Source organism: Marinicella marina (genome assembly GCF_030065545.1).
Classification (GTDB): domain Bacteria; phylum Pseudomonadota; class Gammaproteobacteria; order Xanthomonadales; family Marinicellaceae; genus Marinicella; species Marinicella marina.
Genome location: NZ_JASJNC010000005.1, coordinates 184,353 through 201,339 on the forward strand (window position 1 = coordinate 184,353; position 16,987 = coordinate 201,339).

The window sequence follows — 16,987 nt, forward strand, 5'->3', positions numbered from 1 at the left end:
GGAGATGAACATGCAAAAAATTAAAAGTACTTTACTGCTGTTATTTTTGGCGTTATCTGCCCATGCAGCCAATCAAGTGACTGACAGTGAAAACATTACCAAGCAATTTAAATTTTCGTCGCAATCGACAGCTAATTTGATCAGGGTATTCAACGTCTATGGTTCAATTGATGTGGCTGGTCATGACGGCGATGAGATTGAGGTAGAGGCATACAAAGAGGTACGTGCCTCGGACGCCAAAACCCTGGCTGAGGGTAAGGATGAGATTAATCTGGCTTTTGTTGAAAAAGGCCATGAACTTTGGGTTTACCTGGAATCACCCTTCACTTACATCGATGAGGACAGCGGCAAAATTTGGCACAGCGATACCTGTTGGCGTCACGACGATTGTTCAAAGAAGGTGGCTCGTAAACACTATCGATACCATATGGACATCAAGATTAAAGTGCCACACCAGACCAATATAGCCCTTTCAACCATCAACGACGGTGACATCTCAGTCAGTGGTATTGCGGCGCAGGAAATCAAAGTTAATAACATCAATGGTGCGATTGATATGGTTGATGTGGCTGGGGCCGAAACTCATGTCAATGCCATCAATAAAGACATCAACATTGCTTATGCTAACAATCCCACAGCTGATTCTAGTTACGAGTCAATTAACGGTGACATCAATATATCTTATGCTGATGAACCGGACGCTGAAGTGGTTTATCAGACCCTGCATGGTGACATGTACACCAGCTATCAGGTGGCCTTTTTACCACCAGCCATAGCTCACAAACGCAAACAAAAAGAGAATGGCATTCGCTATCAACTCAATGCCAACAGCCGATTAAAGCTGGGTCAAGGCGGACCCGAATACCGTTTCAAAACCCTTAATGGCGACATCAAATTACAATAATACCCGGAGATATTGAATGAATATTAAGACAAAAAAACTATTTTTACATGGCAGCTTTATGTTGTTTGTAACAGGTCTGGCTTGGGCCCAAAAAGAAGATGTATTCACTGAAGAAATCGTCATTCCTTTGAGTCAACCGGATGCCATAGGCACCTTGGAAGTTAATCAAATTTATGGTGGTATGACAATCACTGGTTACGAAGGTAGAGAGGTGATTATTGTGGCGCAACAAAAAAAGATGCAAACCACACAAACCATGAAAAACGGTTTAAGAAGAATCAATAACAGCTCATTGGCCTTACAAGCAGAGGAGAGCAACAATTACATTGAGGTCGAATCACATAATTACAGTGGTGGTAAAAACCAATCAATGAACCTTGAAATTAAAGTGCCGCATGAATTCAACCTTAAATTGAACAGCATCAATGACGGCGCCATTACAATCAGCCAAGTTTCTGGAGATATGGAGGTGAGTAATGTGAATGATGACATCACCTTGAATCAAGTTTCAGGCTCAGCCGTGATTGACAGCGTCAATGGCGAAATCAAAGCCACATTCGATGCCATCACAGCAGGCAGTCTGATGGCTTTCACCAGTTTCAATGGCGATGTCGATTTAAGCCTACCGGCTGCAGTGAAAGCAGACTTTAAAATGCGCACCATGCAAGGTGAAATATTCACTGGTTTTGATATAGATTTTGACACTTCTGCACCAGTGGTTGATAAAGAAACATCTGGCAAGTCTTATAAAGTGAAATTAGAAAAATGGGTGACAGGAACCGCCAACGGTGGCGGCACCGAAATTATTTTAAAAAGTCACATGGGGGATTTGATTCTTCGCTCGCAAGATTGATTGCCACGATTATTTTTCAATAAAAAGCGGCCATCTGTTGATGAGCCGTTTTTTTATGGCAGTGAAGAAAAGTTTCATCTGGCGTACTGTATAATCATGGCGGTTTTCTTTTGACACTTGGAATGTATATGTACAAATTAATTATTTTCGCCATGATGACTTTTGGTCCATTCGCAATGGCAAATCCTGGTTATTTTCGTTCTGCTGACTTGCATGATAATCAATTGGTGTTTACCGCTGAAGGTGACTTGTGGTTAACTGACCTCAATCAAGGTATGGCTAAAAGATTAACCACGCATGCAGCAGAAGAAAAAGGTGCGGCGTTTTCAGCAGATGGATCGATGATTGCATATGCAGCTAATTATGAGGGCGCAACAGAAGTTTATGTGATTCCAAGTAAAGGTGGCGTGGCCAAAAGAGTCAGTTTTGAGCATGCCAGAGTCGCTGTTCAAGGCTGGACCCCTGAGGGCGAAGTTTTGTACAGCAGTAACTCACGTTTGGGTGTGCCGGGCAGCTGGTCACTACTGAAGGTTAACCCAGTTACTTTGCAGACCCAACAGCTGCCCTTGGCAGATGCCATTGAGGGCACTGTGGATGAGTCAGGTGAAAACTTATATTTTGTGCGTTTTGGGCTGCAAGTTTCTACCGACAATGTGCGCTCTTATCGTGGTGGCGCGCAAGGTAAGTTGTGGCATTATGTGCTGGGTTCTGAGCAGGAAGCAACGCAGTTATTGCCTGAGCACTCAGGCTCAATCAGAGCGCCTATGGTAGCTGCTGGACAAATATATTTCATCAGTGATGCCAGTGGCACTGATAACATTTGGATGCTTTCAGCCGCCGATGGTTCTGCCAAACAATTGACATCGTTCGATGACTTTGAAGTCAGAGATGCTCAATTGTCAGGTGATCAAATTGTTTTTCAACACGGTGCAGACATCAAACGTTTGTCATTGAAATCAGGTGAGGTTGATGCGATACAAATTGATTTGGTGTCTGATTACCCACACATCAGAAGTCACTGGGAAAATAAACCTTTGAAGTTCCTGAACAGTGCCAAATTGGCAGCCAACGACAAAAAAGTTGTTTTGACTGCGCGTGGACGGGTGGCTGTGGCTGGTATCAACGAGTCAAGATTGGTAGAAGTTGACACGGGCGATAAGAACCGATCAAGGTCTGCCATTTTGAGCAAAGACGGTCAGTCAGTTTATGCCATCAGTGACCGCAGTGGCGAGTATGAAATTTGGCGTTTTGCTGCCGATGGCAGTGATGATGCCGAACAGTTAACCGATGATGGAGAGGCTTTGAGGTGGCGTTTGAATTTATCACCTGATGGTCAATGGATTGCGCATGATGACAATCAAGGGCGGTTGTTTTTGCTTGATTTGTCCAGTGGTAAGAACAAAGAAATTCTCAGTAACAATGTGGGTTTAGGTCCTTTTGCGGACATCGCTTGGTCACCTGATAGTGCCTATTTAGCGGTCACCAGAAATCACGTTGATGATCTCAGGCGTCGGGTCATGTTGTATGCTGTTAAATCAGGTCAATCACAGGTATTAACTTCAGATAAATACGAATCTTACGCACCAACCTTCAGTCATGATGGTGATTGGCTGTACTTTCTGTCTGACAGGAATTTTGTTGCCTCTCCGGGCAACCCTTGGGGCGACAGAAACACTGGCAGTAACTTTGATCGTCGCACTGAGGTCTTTGCATATGCTTTGAACAGCGACGCCAATTTTCCTTTTCAAGTGCCAGATGAGTTACAAGCCGCCAAGCAAAGTGACAGCAAAGATGACAATGAAGAAAAGGGTGTGAAAACTGAGGTTGAGTGGAAGAACTTAACTCAACGTTTGTGGCAAGTACCCATTGAGTCTGGTAACTACGGTCAATTGGCGGTCAATGATAAGCTGATGTTCATCAGCGACCGGGTTAATGAACCCAATCAGAAACCAATGATAAAGAGCTTGAAATTAGAACATGGTGCCAAGCCAGAGCAATTCACTGGCGGTGTTGTTGGTTTTGAGCTCAGCCAAGATGGAAAAAATATACTGGTATTCAAAGAAGGTGCTGACAATGCCAATATGTTCATTGTTCCCGCTGCAGCCAAGTTTCCTAAAGAAACCAAAGGCACGCAGTTAGTCACCCAATCATGGCAATTGTTGATTGAACCCCAAGATGAATGGCAGCAGATGTTTCTCGATACATGGCTGATGCACCGCGACTCTTTCTTTGACGAGACCATGCGTGGTTTGGATTGGGTTGCCATCAAGCACAAATATGAACCCCTATTGAGTCGGGTAACAGACCGGTACGAATTAAATGATGTCTTTGCCCAAATGATTGGAGAATTGAACGTTCTGCACTCACAAGTTCGCGGTGGTGATGTTGCAATCGATGCAGACAGCCCAAAGGCGGCTTCATTGGGGGCCGTCTTAAAAGCCCATGATAAAGGGGTTGTGATTTCACGGATTTATCAACACGACCCAGAATTACCAGGTATGGCTGCACCGTTGGCCAAACCAGGCGTCGATGCGCAAAATGGCGACATCATCATCGCGGTCAATGGTCAGCCTGTAGACCAGCCAGCTACCTTGAATCAGCACATACGCAATCAAGTGGGTAAGCAAGTATTACTGCAGCTTAAGCGGGGCAAAAAGACCCACAAAACAGTGGTGGTTCCAGTGTCAACTAGGGATGATGCACGTCTGCGTTATCAGCATTGGGTGAGTAGTCGTAAACAGGCTGTTCAGCAGTCTGATGCTGCAATTGGCTACTTACATTTGCAAGCCATGGGGGCTAATGATTTTGCTAATTTTGCACGTGAGTTCTATGCTCATTTTGACAAAAAAGCCTTGATTATTGATGTCAGACGTAACCGTGGTGGCAACATAGACAGCATGATTTTAGAGAAATTGCTGAGAAAAAATTGGGCCTTTTGGCAAACAACCCGAGGGGTGAAATTTGGCAACATGCAACAAACATTTAATGGTCACTTGGTGGTTTTGGCAGACCAGTTCACCTATTCAGATGGTGAAACTTTTACTGCAGGCATCAAGGCGATGGAGTTGGGTACGGTCATTGGCAAACAAACCGCTGGTGCCGGAGTTTGGCTCAGTGGCCGCAACAGGGTGGTAGATAATGGTATCTCAAGGGTGGCTGAATACCCTGTTTATGATACTGATGGTCACTGGGTGGTAGAAGGGCGGGGCGTTTCGCCACACATAGAAGTGGATAATATGCCATACGCCACTTTCAAAGGCAAAGATGCACAACTTGAAAGGGCGATCAGTTATTTACAACAAAAGCTTAAAGATGAGCCTATTGTGGTTCCTGAAGCTCAACCATTTCCAGCTCGTGATGTACCGGCAAGAGACGTAAATTAATGAAAAAAAAGGCCATCATTGTCAGTGATGGCCTTGGTTTTACTTACTGGTTTGGTGTAACCAGCGACTGATGCGTCGGCACCAGTTGTTTTTGTGGTTTAAATTTCGATAAGAAGGAAAGGGTCTAAAAGCTTCCAAACCATCATCTCGATGGGGGTGAGAATTGTTATATTCAGCATTCATAATTTACCTCGCGGTTTTGTTGCTATGATTCATTATAAGGATTAAATTAGAGTAAACCACCCAATTAAAAATTATTTTTTTAATTGTATTTACTATCAATATCAATGACATGCATGCCTTTAAATCGTTCTGGATGCTGTTGATAGTCACCCACCACATCTCTGATGTGTATGGCTTTAATCTGCTTGGGCTGTGATGTTTTTATTTGTTGGTAGATTTCTGGGTCATGTTCTCCTGAATCACCAACCAAAATAAATTCACGGCCAGGGAAATGCGCCAGTATGTTACTGATTTGGCGTGTTTTTTGATCAATGCTCGCCTCTGAACCTTTGCTGATTAATTGCCATAAATCATGGTAGCTTTCTGACTCGAATGGATTAAGACGTACGTTTTTCATGTGAATACTGCCACTGGGAAAGCCAACGCCCTGACTGAATAAAAATTCAGCCAATGGCTCAAACATCTGCCAAGGTCCGCCGGATACATAATGAAATGCCGTGTCGGCGCCAAAACCATGATAAAAATCTAACATGCCGGGTGCAGCAACAAAATCTTTAAAGAAAGTATTCATTAAAACCACAGCTTGACCCGCTGAAATGTCAGTTATTTTTATGGTGTCATCTATATCAGAAATCACCGAAGTGCCTGTTGGGTTTATTAATCTGAGTTGGCCTTTTCCCACATGATCATCAGAAACGGCGTTGAAAGTAAGCCAGCCATTTTTAGCATTTTTTGCTTCGAGCAGTTCATCAGCACGTTCTGCGGTTAAAGTTAATGTGCCGTGCTGTAAGCCATTGAAGTCAGTTCTGACGCCGCCACTGGTGTCTTTGATGTGGTATCGATGTTGTTTGGGATCATGATCAAACTGGAATTCAACTTTTTCGAATGACTCATTGTCTGCAACGAAGTTTTCTGCCCGTAGCATGAACATTTGTAACTGTTCCTGATTGAGTTTGTGTAATCCAGCCTTGTCTCGAATAAGTTTGCTGGCTTGGTTTGCTAAAATCTTACGTAAACCGGTGGCAGCCTCTCTGACCCAGATCCGCATTGGGATATGCCATACACCATTAACTAAATACCCATAAGTTGGATAAAATGTTACCTGTTCATTGGCTGTGTTTCTTTTATTCATCAGTTCAAATCCAGTTCTGGGATAACAAAAAAATCAAGGTGAAATCACAGTGTTATATGCGCGTGAGTTAGGCAATTTGTTCATAGCAGTTAATTGAAATCATGTTGCGAAAAGCTTATCCAGAGCTTTTGCTTACTGGTTAACTGTCTGATAGTTTATGAATAAACTTGTAAGGCGTTTTGTTGTTTTCTTTTTGTCACCAAACAGCCAACGATAAATATCAACACTGCCAGCAACAATTTTGAGAAAAACTCAATGGTGGGTACTTGTGCTGGTAGCGGGATTGGCCCCAAACTGAATGTGTTTGCTTGACTCGCTAACACTGTATTATCTGCTGCCAGAATTAAACTCCATTCTACGGTGTGCTGTTCATCACCAACCAGACCAATTGTATATTCACCCTCACATGTGACGCTGGACATGGCAGGTATTTGATCGATTGTTATGTACTGAAAATAACCGTCAGTCCAAGCCGGCCATGGCGAATATGCACCTGTGCCCCAAAGACAAATGTCAGTTATTTGCGGTTCAGATGGATTATCGACTGCAACACGAGGTGAGGTATTTAGGTTGGTGTAGTAATTAAATGACTTATTGAGCCTGACACCAATGTCTTGGTTGGTTGAGTTGGTGACAGTGATGCGCATCGTACCTTGTTGTTCTGTAGTGACCGTACCGTCTTCAGCACCGACATAAAGCACTTCCAAATTGATGTTGTTTTGCGCCAAAACATTACAAGAGATGAACAGAATCAGCAGTGTATAGAAAGTTTTCATAATCCATTGAAAGTGTAAATAAGCTATTATGGTAATGGATTATGGTATGAATGACAAGTTTGTCATGATGATGGTGCCGAGGGCGAGAATCGAACTCGCACTTCCGAAGAAACCGGATTTTGAATCCGGCGCGTCTACCAATTCCGCCACCCCGGCACAGGCGGTAAAGTATATAAGATTTTGATTTAATGGCAAGTGATTTTTTAAGGAAATTTTTGCAGCGGTTGCGTTGAAATCTGATTCATGAGTTATTGGTATGAATGGAATGAGTTAAATTTTCATTCAAGGCAGAGAAGAGGGGGGATTTTTCGTTTCAAAATCAATTGAAATGATTTGAAAAAAAGATTTTTGTCCGCAGTTTAATAACAGACTAAATAAAAACAATAAACAGGAGTAAAACATGCAAATACAGGTTAATACTGACCACCATGTTAAAGGCGGTGACTTATTGAGACAGCACGTAGAGAGTCTTTTAAATGATTCTCTTAATAGTTTCAAAGACCAAGTCACGCGTGTTGAAGTATTTATCTCAGATGAAAACAGCCACAAAGGCGGTGATGATGATTTGAGGTGTACGATGGAAGCCAGGATCAGGGGGCTGAAACCGATTGCAGTAACGCACCATGCAGAGAATATCAACGTGGCCATTGATGGGGCTGCTGATCGAATCACCAGGTCGGTCAGAAAAACAGTTGAAAAAAGGCGTGATGGTTAAGGAACATTAAATGGCATAAAAAAGGCCAGCATCAGCTGGCCTTTTTATATTTTTATTGTGATTCGATTAACCCAGCAACGAGCGTAGCATCCAAGCGTTTTTCTCATGGAACTCCATACGCTGTGTCAGCAAGTCTCCACTGACTTCGTCGGTTTCAATGGCGTCTGTCTGCAACAATTCCCTGGCATGTCTGATGATGACCTCATGGGAATCAAGTAGGTTCTTCACCATCTCATCAGCACCTGGTACTTCAGTCTCTTCTTTGATGGCCGTTAGCTTTGAAAACGCGTGGTATGAACCGGGTGCAAATTCACCCAAAGCTCTAATCCGTTCTGCAATCACGTCTACGGCTGCTGCCAGTTCGGTGTACTGTTCTTCAAACAAAGCATGTAATGAAGTGAACATAGGACCGGTCACATTCCAATGGTAGTTATGTGTCTTCAGGTATAAGGTGTATGAATCTGCCAGTAACCTGCTGAGTCCATCTACAATTACAGTGCGGTCTGATGAATCAATTCCTGTATTTATACTCATAATAATCTGTCCTAATTTTTAAAGTATGGTTATGATAACTGACTGTTGCTGGCTTGTAAATTTGAGTTTATTGATGGCAACAATCGATAAAATCGAATGATTAATTATTTAACGATAAATCATTTAAATGAAAGTGTTTTAGCCACCCTGAAGCCAAGTCTTGGGTCGGTAAAATCTGTGGCTGCTTTGAGCCTGTGGTGAATCTGGTACTCTTCATTGGCACTGCCCCAGCTACCACCTCTGATGACACGGTTTTCACAACCACGGTTAACCCAAGCTGAGCCGTCTCCAGGAGCCCTGATGTAAGAATCATGCCAACAATCGTCAACCCATTCCATGACATTGCCACTGAGGTCATTTAAACCCAGCATGTTGGCAACAAATGAACCCACCGGTGCAGGTCCCCAGTAACCATCTGCATATTCTTTGAAACCCTCTCTCCAGCGAATACGACTTTTCTTGAATTTATCTTTGGCTCCTGAAAAATTACCCCAAACCTGAACCGGTTCAGCATCACCCCAAGGGTACAAAGCATTTTCTCCATCAGCCAAAACATATTCAAATTCACTTTCAGATATCAGTCGATAAGGTTCTCCAGTACTTTGTGCCAGCCAGTCAGCATAAGCTTTGGCATCTTGCCAAGAAACATGAATCACAGGAAGATAATCCTCAGCATATTTGCCAAGGTAATCATGCCGCCAGTTGATGTTGAACTTTTGCTTGAAGCGTCCGGTTCTCTCATCGTAAATTTTGGCACGATTTCTGAGTTCTGCTGTGGTGGTATATCCGGTGGTTTCAATGAAAGTTCGGAAATCGGCCACGGTCACTTCATTTTTAGCTACCGCGAAACCATAATCAATTTCTACTAAATGTCGTGGACGCTGGTGTTTAGGTCCGGTTTGTGAGCCCATGTAGAACTCTGCTGTTGGTAACACCACCATAGTGGGACCGGCATTGCCATTGGCCAATAAATCGTTGAATTCCTCAGCCAAATCGAAGGGGCCATAGGTTTGGGTTTTCTGCAGTAGTTGCTGGTAATTGTTAAGCTGAGAAGGTGGTATATCCAAAGCGATTAGTGCGTCAATCATGTCATTGGCTCTGGCTAAATTTATATTTTGTATGGCGTTATAAAACTGTTGATCGAGGTAGGCAAAGCGGTTTTGTTTTTGCGACTGCAGTTCATCTATGGTGGCCATGGTGATGTCATGAGATGAGTCTAACTCACGCATAATCTCAATCTGTTGCTCAGCGATCAAAAAGTCCAGTTCCTGCGCTGCCCTCAATGCCCTAGCTTGTAATTCCAACAGTATTTGTTCTTTGATTGTTGTTATGGGCTGATAATTGGCATCAATATTGGTGGCCTTGATGGTGGTGTTTACAGCGTCTTTGCGGTCTTGCTCGTAGAGTTTGCCAGCCAATAAATATGCTTCGGCTTCAGTGGTTAATCTTTCGAGTGTGTTGATGATGCTGATTTGGTTGATATAATTGGTAATGTTGTTATCATTTTCATCAATGGATTTAAGTCTGGCTGTCAGTGCGGTGAGCTTGGTGGCATCATAATTTTCTATGGCCAGTTCGGCTTCTGAGTATAGGGCAGCATGGATGGTGGTTAGTAGTTCTTCAATCTTGGGGTCTTCTACCCCCATGGCTTTGGCGTTGATGAGGTAGACCAGTGCGTTTTGATTTTCAGGAAAAAAATCATGACCTTGCTCATGGGCCAATTGAGCCAGCTCTAACAGGTCCTCCAAAGTGAGGTTGTCTAACTCATAATCACCTTTGTTACCTAGCCAGTCAGGTATTTCGACTTGGTCTAAAACCGCTGGAGGTAATGTCGTTTGTTCGGGTTCAGTTGCGACCATCAAATCCACTTGGCCTGATTCATTGTTGGTTGATTGGGCTGGTGTGGCTGTGAATATTTGCTCGTTTGTTCTGAGGTAATACAAAGCAAAAATCAGCACCATGCCTAACAGCAACATACTGATCTCTTTGATGCTCATCAGTCGCATTGATCTCTGCTGGTATTACAGATTCTGAAATCCCTTGTCACTGCCAAACCTGTTGCCTGCTGATTGAGGTATTCAGTCAACAATCTTTTTACCTCAGCGCCATTGGCATCGCAGCTGACTTGCATGGACTCATTGATCATGCTGTAACCATCATGGTCGGTATGATCTGAAATCAGGTAATAGGGAACCACGGCGCGAATAGTGGTTTTCGTAGGCTCATCACCGCAGCGTTCGTTTTTTAAGTGTATGTGACTTGCTGTGGTGGTCTCCGGATCATGAATGTATGCCATGCCTGCGATTTGTAACCAATGCCCATTTGCAGTCCAACTGGAAATGCTGTGGTTGATGATTTGAGGCAACAGCTGGCGATCAAACTCAATCAAGCGCAAATCACTGGAATAAGGAAACATTTCCTCCAAATGTTTGACTGTGATGTCGCTGTGAGCCGGCAGGTTCTGGTTGAGGCGAATTGAACCTGAATTAAGCAAGGCAATATCTGCATCGCATTGGGCAAAAGCCTGCAATGATAAATCGGCCAATGCATTGCCCAGGTTGGTTTCAAACCGCCTGATTTCAGTTTCTTCAGCCATCAGTTTAACTTTTGTGTGGCCTAATTTTCGTTCCAAACAGTCATCGGTTTGATTCAATTGGCGGCAATAAGCCACGTCATTTTCATCTTCCAATACTTGCGTCAATTGTGCTGTGGCTGTGTCTTTGGGAAAACTGTGGTCAAGGCTGATGATTTGAGGGGTAACACTGGTTGTGGATGAGTCAAGTGTAATTTCAGCTACCACTGCTGATGCGGCATCGGCATCGGCTTTTAAAATCCAATTGTTATTGACTTGTTCAATTTGGGCATAGTGTTCATGACCCCCGAAGATGATGTCTGGTCGATACTTTGCTGGTAAATTCATCAAGGCGCGATCATCCTGCAGCCAATGGTGGGTGAGCGCTATGACAAAGTCTGCACCAGCAGCTCTCAATTGTGGCACGTATGCTTTGGCGGTTGTCTCATAATCAGTGAAAGACTCAATGTAATCCGGATGGACGATGTCTGTGGTAAAAGAGAAAAGACCAACGGTTTTATCGCCAACTGGGAAAAGCAATTGTTTGAGGTTGTTTTCGGCTTCAAGCGCGTCTTTTTTCCAGGTGATGTTGCTGTCAAGCCAATTGAATTCAGCTTGGCTCAGTAATTCATTCATCAATGGCACATGCTCCATACGACCCTTATCGAATTCATGATTTCCCCAGGTAACCACCATATTGTCATCAAACTCACCCAAGGCGCCGTCCATCATATTCAAGGATGTAATCATGGCTCGGCCGTCGTCTTGTTTGCTGATAAAGGATGGATGCAGAAAATCTCCAGCATGCAAGAATAAAACATGTTGGTATTTTTCTTCGATTTTTTTGCGCAATTCGCGCACCCGTGCCAAACCGCCAGTATCACCATTATCAATACCATTGATGCGGTATACATCATTGATTGATATCACCGCTAATTTTGTCACTTCTGCACTGTTGGTTTTTAATGAGCTCGGTTTTTTAGTTGCATGTTGGCAGGCAGAGCATACAATGAGGATTGTTGAGTAAATAATAATTCGAAAATTCATGACTCAAATTTTATCAAATTTTACTTGGATTGATGACATTGATGATGCACTAAATTTAGCCCAATCATTGGAAGCTGATTGTGACTATGCCATTGATACTGAATTCGAGCGCAGCCGAACCTTTTATTTGAATCCGGCGTTGTTACAAATTAAGGTCAAAAACCAAGTTTACTTGGTTGATATTGCCATCCCTGAAATTGCTGATATGGTTCTGCAACCAGCCAAAGGATTGGTGCTGCATTCTGGTTCTGAGGATTTGGAGCTTTACCATCAGGTAACCGGTACCAAGCCCAGCCGAGTGTTTGATACCCAAGTGGCTGCTGCATTGAGTGGTTATGATTTGCACACTTCTTATTTGAATTTGGTGCAAGACATCATGGGTGTTACATTGGATAAAGGCATGAGCCGCTCTGATTGGTTGGCTCGGCCGCTGTCTGATGCACAATTAAGCTATGCTGTTGAGGACATTGCCTATTTAGATGAATTCAAATCAGTCTTAACTGAAAAATTCATGGGAAAAGGGCTGGGTGACTTGTTTGGTGTGTTGATGCAACAAATGATTGATCAACTTGATACCGATCATCATGCAGAAAAGCTGTTCCAAAAATCAGTGAAGTCAGAACGTTTGAATCATCAGGAAGCGATTAAATTGTGGTTGATACTGCATTGGCGTGATGACCTTGCAAAAGCACGAAACAAACCCAGAAACTGGATTTTAAAACCGAATCAAATCATTGACATTATCCGCAAGGTGCATAATTTCGGCGACTTATTCAAATTAGGTCTGCACCCTAAATTTGTCAAATACAACGGCGAAAGCCTGATGAAAGCGATGCATGATGATCAGCACCCCTGCCTGGCTGATCTACCAAAGAATATCAAATTAAGCGCCCAACAAGGCAGCCACTTGAGTGCAATGAAGCAGCGCCTCAAGCAAGTGTCTGAGCGTTATTCGATTGAACCGGCAATCATCATAAACACGGCTGGTTTGAAAAAACTGGCGTTTGAGGGTAAGGAATTAAGTGATTTGGCTACTTGGCGTGCCATCAACTGACTGAGTCAGTTATTCGATCGGATTATCTTCCCCACCTGGACAAGGTTTGAAGGCGCATTGTTTTTTAGGGTCGCGACCGACGTAGCTGCCATCCGCGCATCGTTTGGCATCCTGAGGACAATACACGATTTCTTTACTGTCTGACAAGGCAGACTCACATGGATGGAACTCACAATTGTTGGCGGGATCTCTGCCAACGCCGCTACCGTCCGGACACACTTTTAAGTCCTTGGTACATGCTTTTAGTTGGGGTGTTTTTCCCTCGAGTTCGTCATCATCCCCGGGGCATGCTTTGAACTCACAGAAATTACTTTGGTCACGCTCAGCAAAACTGCCATCAGGACATTGTTTCACATCGTCCGGACAGGCACTGACTTCTGTTGATTCAGGGCAAACAAAGAACTCACATTGATTGTTGATATCGCGGCCTACGGTTTGTCCATCAGGACAAATTTTTAGGTCTTTGCTGCATGGTCTGGTAGAGGGATCCTCCTTGGTGGTCGCAGAAACTGGCTCATTGCTGGTGTTTTGACAGCCCATCAATAACATCAGGGTGGTGACCAGAAAAGCTGTTTTCATAACTGTTTTTCCCAGAACATGGCTGCGCCGTTCTTATCGTCAAGTTGGTATTGTCTGAAACCGTACTGTTCATAAGCCGCTTGCGCAATTGAATTGCCATCAAGTACTTCTAGAGTGAGCTTACAACAGCCGCGTTGGTTGGCAATGAACTCTACTTGGTCGAACATCTTACGACTCACGCCCATGCGCCGGTATTCACTGGCCACCACCACATCATGGATGTTGATCAAGGGGCGGCAAGCAAAGGTAGAAAATCCTTCAAAACAATTGGTCAGTCCCGCTGGTTGGCCATCGACATAAGCAATCAAGCTGAACGCATCAGCGCGTTTGGCCAATTCGGGAACCAGGTTTTGTGTGGTATAATCACTTAAAGCTACGCCACCGCCCATGGGGTCGGTGGCGTAACAATCGAGTAACTCAATCATGTGTTTGGCATGTTGAGGGTTGTGGTAATCGACTTGAACGATTTGGGTGCTCAAATCATCACTCGCGAAGTTTGGCAAGCAAGCGCAACAACTCGATGTACAACCAAACAATGGTTACCATCAAACCAAAAGCGCCGTACCACTCAAAGTGTTTTGGCATGTTACTTTCTGAACCACGTTCAATGAAGTCGAAATCCAGTACCAAGTTCAAAGCAGCCACTGCACAAATAACCACACTCATACCAATGCTGAACAAGCTGGCATTTTCAGTCTGGAAATAGCTGATTTGTGCGCCAAAACCAAAAGAAGCCACCAAGCTGATTAAATAAAATACAGCAATACCCAGTGTGGCGAAAACAATGACTTTCTTGAAAGTCTCAGTGACCTTAATCAAACCAGTGCGGTAGCAAAATAACATAGAGAACATCACTGCCATGGTCAAACCCACGGCTTGCATCACCAAACCAGGATACCTGGCTTCAAACATGGCTGATAGGGCGCCAACAAACAATCCCTGGAGGCCGGCATAGATCATTGAGCCAACAGGTGCAAAATTCGGTTTAAAGGCGACCACCAGACCAACCACGATGCCACCAAACATACCAGTCAGCATCAAGGTGCGACCCAAACCTGGGTCATTCAGCATGGTTTGCCATGCCCAAGCACCGACAGCCAAAACAATCATCAACAATATACCTGTTTTGTTGATGGTGCCGTTGACAGTCATGCGTTGTGAGTCATCAACGATAAATTCATCTACTGGGCCCAAGCTGACGGCTTGTTGGTCCATCTTAGCCATGGCTGGGTTAGATGATTTAAGATTATTTAGATTCATGGGTTATACCTCAAATGTAAGATTTATTTCTAATTATTATAGCAATTCTAAACCACTATTCACAAGCAATAAGTAAGCACTTTGGGTGCAAATTTCAAGAGGTTTACATAAATATTAAATCACTGTTAATTTGGGCTTAATAAACTATTTTTAAACAACAATAAAAGCAATGTGTCAATTGATTGAAGCTATGAGTATCAACTGACATGCTTTTCGGACTCGGTTTCTCTCAGCCTGCGCATTTATAGCCAACAAAAGATGTTTTTGTGTTTACAACCAACCCTTTTGATGGGCGATTCTGGCTGCTTCTACGCGGTTTTTGGCGTTCAATTTACTACAGGCAGATGAAAGGTAATTTCTAATAGTACCTGAGGTCAGGTGGAGTGTTTTTGCTATTTGTTCAGTACTTTTACCTTCTTTGGCTAAGCGCAGGGCTTTGATTTCCTTGTCTGTGAGTGGGTCTTGTTTCATCCAGGCGTCTTGTAATAATTCGGGCGCAATGACTTTGCCACCGTTGGCAACCTTTCTGATGGCCGCCAGAAGTTCATCACTGGGTGAATCTTTGAGCAAATAACCTTTAACGCCAGCATCCATAGCTCGGCGCAGGTACCCAGCTCGAGAAAACGTGGTTAAAATAATGACATTAATCTCAGGTTTTTGTTTTTGTATGGCTTGTGCTAATTCAATACCAGTCATATGCGGCATTTCTATGTCAGTTAAAACCAAATCAACTGCATCATTGTTCTCATCCATAATGTAATCCAGTGCCTCTTTGCCATTGGCTGCTTGGTGAACAACATGCACATCTGTTTCCAAGTTAAGTAAAGTCGCCAAAGTCGATAACAGCAGGGCTTGGTCCTCTGCTATTAACAGCCTAATCATTATTGCTTGCCTCAGTCAGTGGAATGGTTACGGTAATAGATGTTTGTTTAATGGAGTCTATCTCCAATGTGCCTGAAAAATTTTTCACACGTTCTTCAATCCCTTTGAGCCCGAAACCTTTCTTTTCATTGCTTTGAATGAAACCAACGCCATCATCAACCACAGTTAAAATCACCGCCTGTTCACTTTGAGTGATTTTTGCGGACACTTGACTGGCATGCGCGTGCTTTAGTATGTTGGTCACCAGTTCTTTTAATATGATAGCGAGTTCTTTGTTAATCTGATTTGACATTTCAATGTCGTCGAATTGATAGGCAAAATGAATTTCATTGCTTTCCAAAACATATTTAGCATGTGCCAATTCGGTATTTAAGTCACTGGTTCTGTATCCGGTGACCACTTCACGCACTTGTTTTAATGCATCACGTGAGATCTGTTCCAATTCAGAAATTTCATGGCGTGCTTTGTCTTTGTTTTTGTTGATCAACTTGCCTGCGAGTTCAGCTTTCAAAGTAATCACTGAGAATGTGTGCCCAATCAAATCATGTAAATCTCTGGCGATGCGTTCCCGCTCAGAGGTTCTGGCCAAATCACGTACTTCCTGTTGAGAGAGCATCAGCGCTTGGTTTTTTAGAGTAATGTCATGTTCATAAATATTGATGCCACCAATTAACAAGGTAAACAGTGCAGCAGGTACATAATAAAAAGGCGAAAAGTTAAATGTGATGGTTAAGGCCAGTATCCAAACTATTATAACCAGTAAACCCATAAAAGCTTTTTTGGTGCTACCTAAGCGACAACAAAATGCCCCCGCATAGACAAAAAACACACTGGCACCTGGTGTAATTAAGGTCATGAATGAACCAATGATTAAGATACCCAGGATGTTCCACTTGATTTGTCTACTTGAAACCCAGTGGCTGTGAAAATAAATAACCAAAAAAGCAACGGTACCGATGGCGGCATAGATGTAACCATTCGGATAACGTTGGAAGAACACCAAGCTGGTAAAGAAGATTGAGAGGTAGATTAAGTAAACATAAGGCGCATAATGAAATCTTCCAATATCAGGCAGTAAAAATCGATCTATCTTTTTTAAAGTGTTTATCATTT

16 protein-coding genes and 1 tRNA gene are annotated in these 16,987 nt (G+C 43.3%); 5 read left to right on the forward strand and 12 right to left on the reverse strand.

Annotation, left to right across the window (positions count from 1 at the left end):
• Positions 1 to 10 precede the first annotated feature (10 nt).
• The 3 genes from QNI24_RS09470 to QNI24_RS09480 all read left to right on the forward strand — a co-directional run bounded on the left by QNI24_RS09470 (position 11) and on the right by QNI24_RS09480 (position 5,140).
• Positions 11 to 904: a DUF4097 family beta strand repeat-containing protein gene (locus tag QNI24_RS09470; RefSeq protein ID WP_267176455.1), complete on the forward strand. Its 894-nt coding sequence runs from the start codon at positions 11 to 13 to the stop codon at positions 902 to 904.
• 16 nt (positions 905 to 920) lie between these two features.
• Positions 921 to 1,757: a DUF4097 family beta strand repeat-containing protein gene (locus QNI24_RS09475; RefSeq protein WP_267176456.1), complete on the forward strand. Its 837-nt coding sequence runs from the start codon at positions 921 to 923 to the stop codon at positions 1,755 to 1,757.
• Between the two features lie 128 nt (positions 1,758 to 1,885).
• Positions 1,886 to 5,140 (forward strand): S41 family peptidase, encoded by a 3,255-nt coding sequence (locus tag QNI24_RS09480; protein ID WP_267176457.1) that lies wholly within the window; start codon positions 1,886 to 1,888, stop codon positions 5,138 to 5,140.
• Positions 5,141 to 5,179: 39 nt separating this feature from the next.
• Here the strand turns inward: QNI24_RS09480 and QNI24_RS09485 are convergent, their stop codons facing one another.
• The 4 genes from QNI24_RS09485 to QNI24_RS09500 form a co-directional block, all read right to left on the reverse strand.
• Positions 5,180 to 5,323, reverse strand: coding sequence for a hypothetical protein (locus QNI24_RS09485; RefSeq protein ID WP_267176458.1), 144 nt, complete (start codon positions 5,321 to 5,323; stop codon positions 5,180 to 5,182).
• A 79-nt stretch (positions 5,324 to 5,402) separates the two neighbouring features.
• Positions 5,403 to 6,455 carry a phosphatidate phosphatase App1 family protein gene (locus QNI24_RS09490; protein ID WP_267176459.1) on the reverse strand — a complete coding sequence of 351 codons (1,053 nt, stop codon included), beginning with the start codon at positions 6,453 to 6,455 and terminating at the stop codon, positions 5,403 to 5,405.
• A 155-nt stretch (positions 6,456 to 6,610) separates the two neighbouring features.
• Positions 6,611 to 7,231 (reverse strand): hypothetical protein, encoded by a 621-nt coding sequence (locus QNI24_RS09495; protein WP_267176460.1) that lies wholly within the window; start codon positions 7,229 to 7,231, stop codon positions 6,611 to 6,613.
• A 71-nt stretch (positions 7,232 to 7,302) separates the two neighbouring features.
• Positions 7,303 to 7,387, reverse strand: a tRNA-Leu gene (locus QNI24_RS09500).
• 244 nt (positions 7,388 to 7,631) lie between these two features.
• Between QNI24_RS09500 and QNI24_RS09505 the strand changes: the two genes are divergently transcribed.
• Entirely contained in the window at positions 7,632 to 7,946 is a 315-nt protein-coding gene (locus QNI24_RS09505; protein WP_267176461.1) for an HPF/RaiA family ribosome-associated protein, read from the forward strand.
• 66 nt (positions 7,947 to 8,012) lie between these two features.
• Here the strand turns inward: QNI24_RS09505 and QNI24_RS09510 are convergent, their stop codons facing one another.
• The 3 genes from QNI24_RS09510 to QNI24_RS09520 form a co-directional block, all read right to left on the reverse strand.
• The gene (locus QNI24_RS09510) at positions 8,013 to 8,480 is read right to left on the reverse strand and encodes a Dps family protein (protein ID WP_267176462.1); all 468 of its coding nucleotides are present in this window, start codon (positions 8,478 to 8,480) and stop codon (positions 8,013 to 8,015) included.
• A 119-nt stretch (positions 8,481 to 8,599) separates the two neighbouring features.
• On the reverse strand, positions 8,600 to 10,477 hold the full coding sequence (locus tag QNI24_RS09515) for a formylglycine-generating enzyme family protein (RefSeq protein WP_283708682.1): 1,878 nt from the start codon (positions 10,475 to 10,477) through the stop codon (positions 8,600 to 8,602).
• Positions 10,477 to 11,997, reverse strand: coding sequence for a bifunctional metallophosphatase/5'-nucleotidase (locus QNI24_RS09520; RefSeq protein WP_283708684.1), 1,521 nt, complete (start codon positions 11,995 to 11,997; stop codon positions 10,477 to 10,479). The genes QNI24_RS09515 and QNI24_RS09520 overlap by 1 nt, the downstream gene beginning before the upstream one ends.
• A gap of 100 nt (positions 11,998 to 12,097) precedes the next feature.
• Between QNI24_RS09520 and QNI24_RS09525 the strand changes: the two genes are divergently transcribed.
• A complete protein-coding gene (locus QNI24_RS09525; protein WP_267176465.1) occupies positions 12,098 to 13,153 on the forward strand; it encodes a ribonuclease D in 1,056 nt (351 codons plus the stop codon).
• 9 nt (positions 13,154 to 13,162) lie between these two features.
• Here QNI24_RS09525 and QNI24_RS09530 read toward each other — a convergent pair whose 3' ends face one another.
• The 5 genes from QNI24_RS09530 to QNI24_RS09550 all read right to left on the reverse strand — a co-directional run bounded on the left by QNI24_RS09530 (position 13,163) and on the right by QNI24_RS09550 (position 16,985).
• Positions 13,163 to 13,732, reverse strand: a complete 570-nt coding sequence (locus QNI24_RS09530) for a hypothetical protein (RefSeq protein ID WP_267176466.1) — start codon at positions 13,730 to 13,732, stop codon at positions 13,163 to 13,165.
• Entirely contained in the window at positions 13,729 to 14,211 is a 483-nt protein-coding gene (locus QNI24_RS09535) for a GNAT family N-acetyltransferase (RefSeq protein ID WP_267176467.1), read from the reverse strand. Before QNI24_RS09535 ends, QNI24_RS09530 begins: the two co-directional genes overlap by 4 nt.
• A gap of 4 nt (positions 14,212 to 14,215) precedes the next feature.
• Positions 14,216 to 14,992, reverse strand: coding sequence for a Bax inhibitor-1/YccA family protein (locus tag QNI24_RS09540; RefSeq protein ID WP_267176468.1), 777 nt, complete (start codon positions 14,990 to 14,992; stop codon positions 14,216 to 14,218).
• 270 nt (positions 14,993 to 15,262) lie between these two features.
• Positions 15,263 to 15,874, reverse strand: coding sequence for a response regulator transcription factor (locus QNI24_RS09545; protein WP_267176469.1), 612 nt, complete (start codon positions 15,872 to 15,874; stop codon positions 15,263 to 15,265).
• Complete coding sequence (locus QNI24_RS09550) at positions 15,867 to 16,985, reverse strand: sensor histidine kinase (RefSeq protein WP_267176470.1); 1,119 nt, start codon at positions 16,983 to 16,985, stop codon at positions 15,867 to 15,869. The genes QNI24_RS09545 and QNI24_RS09550 overlap by 8 nt, the downstream gene beginning before the upstream one ends.
• Positions 16,986 to 16,987 lie beyond the last annotated feature (2 nt).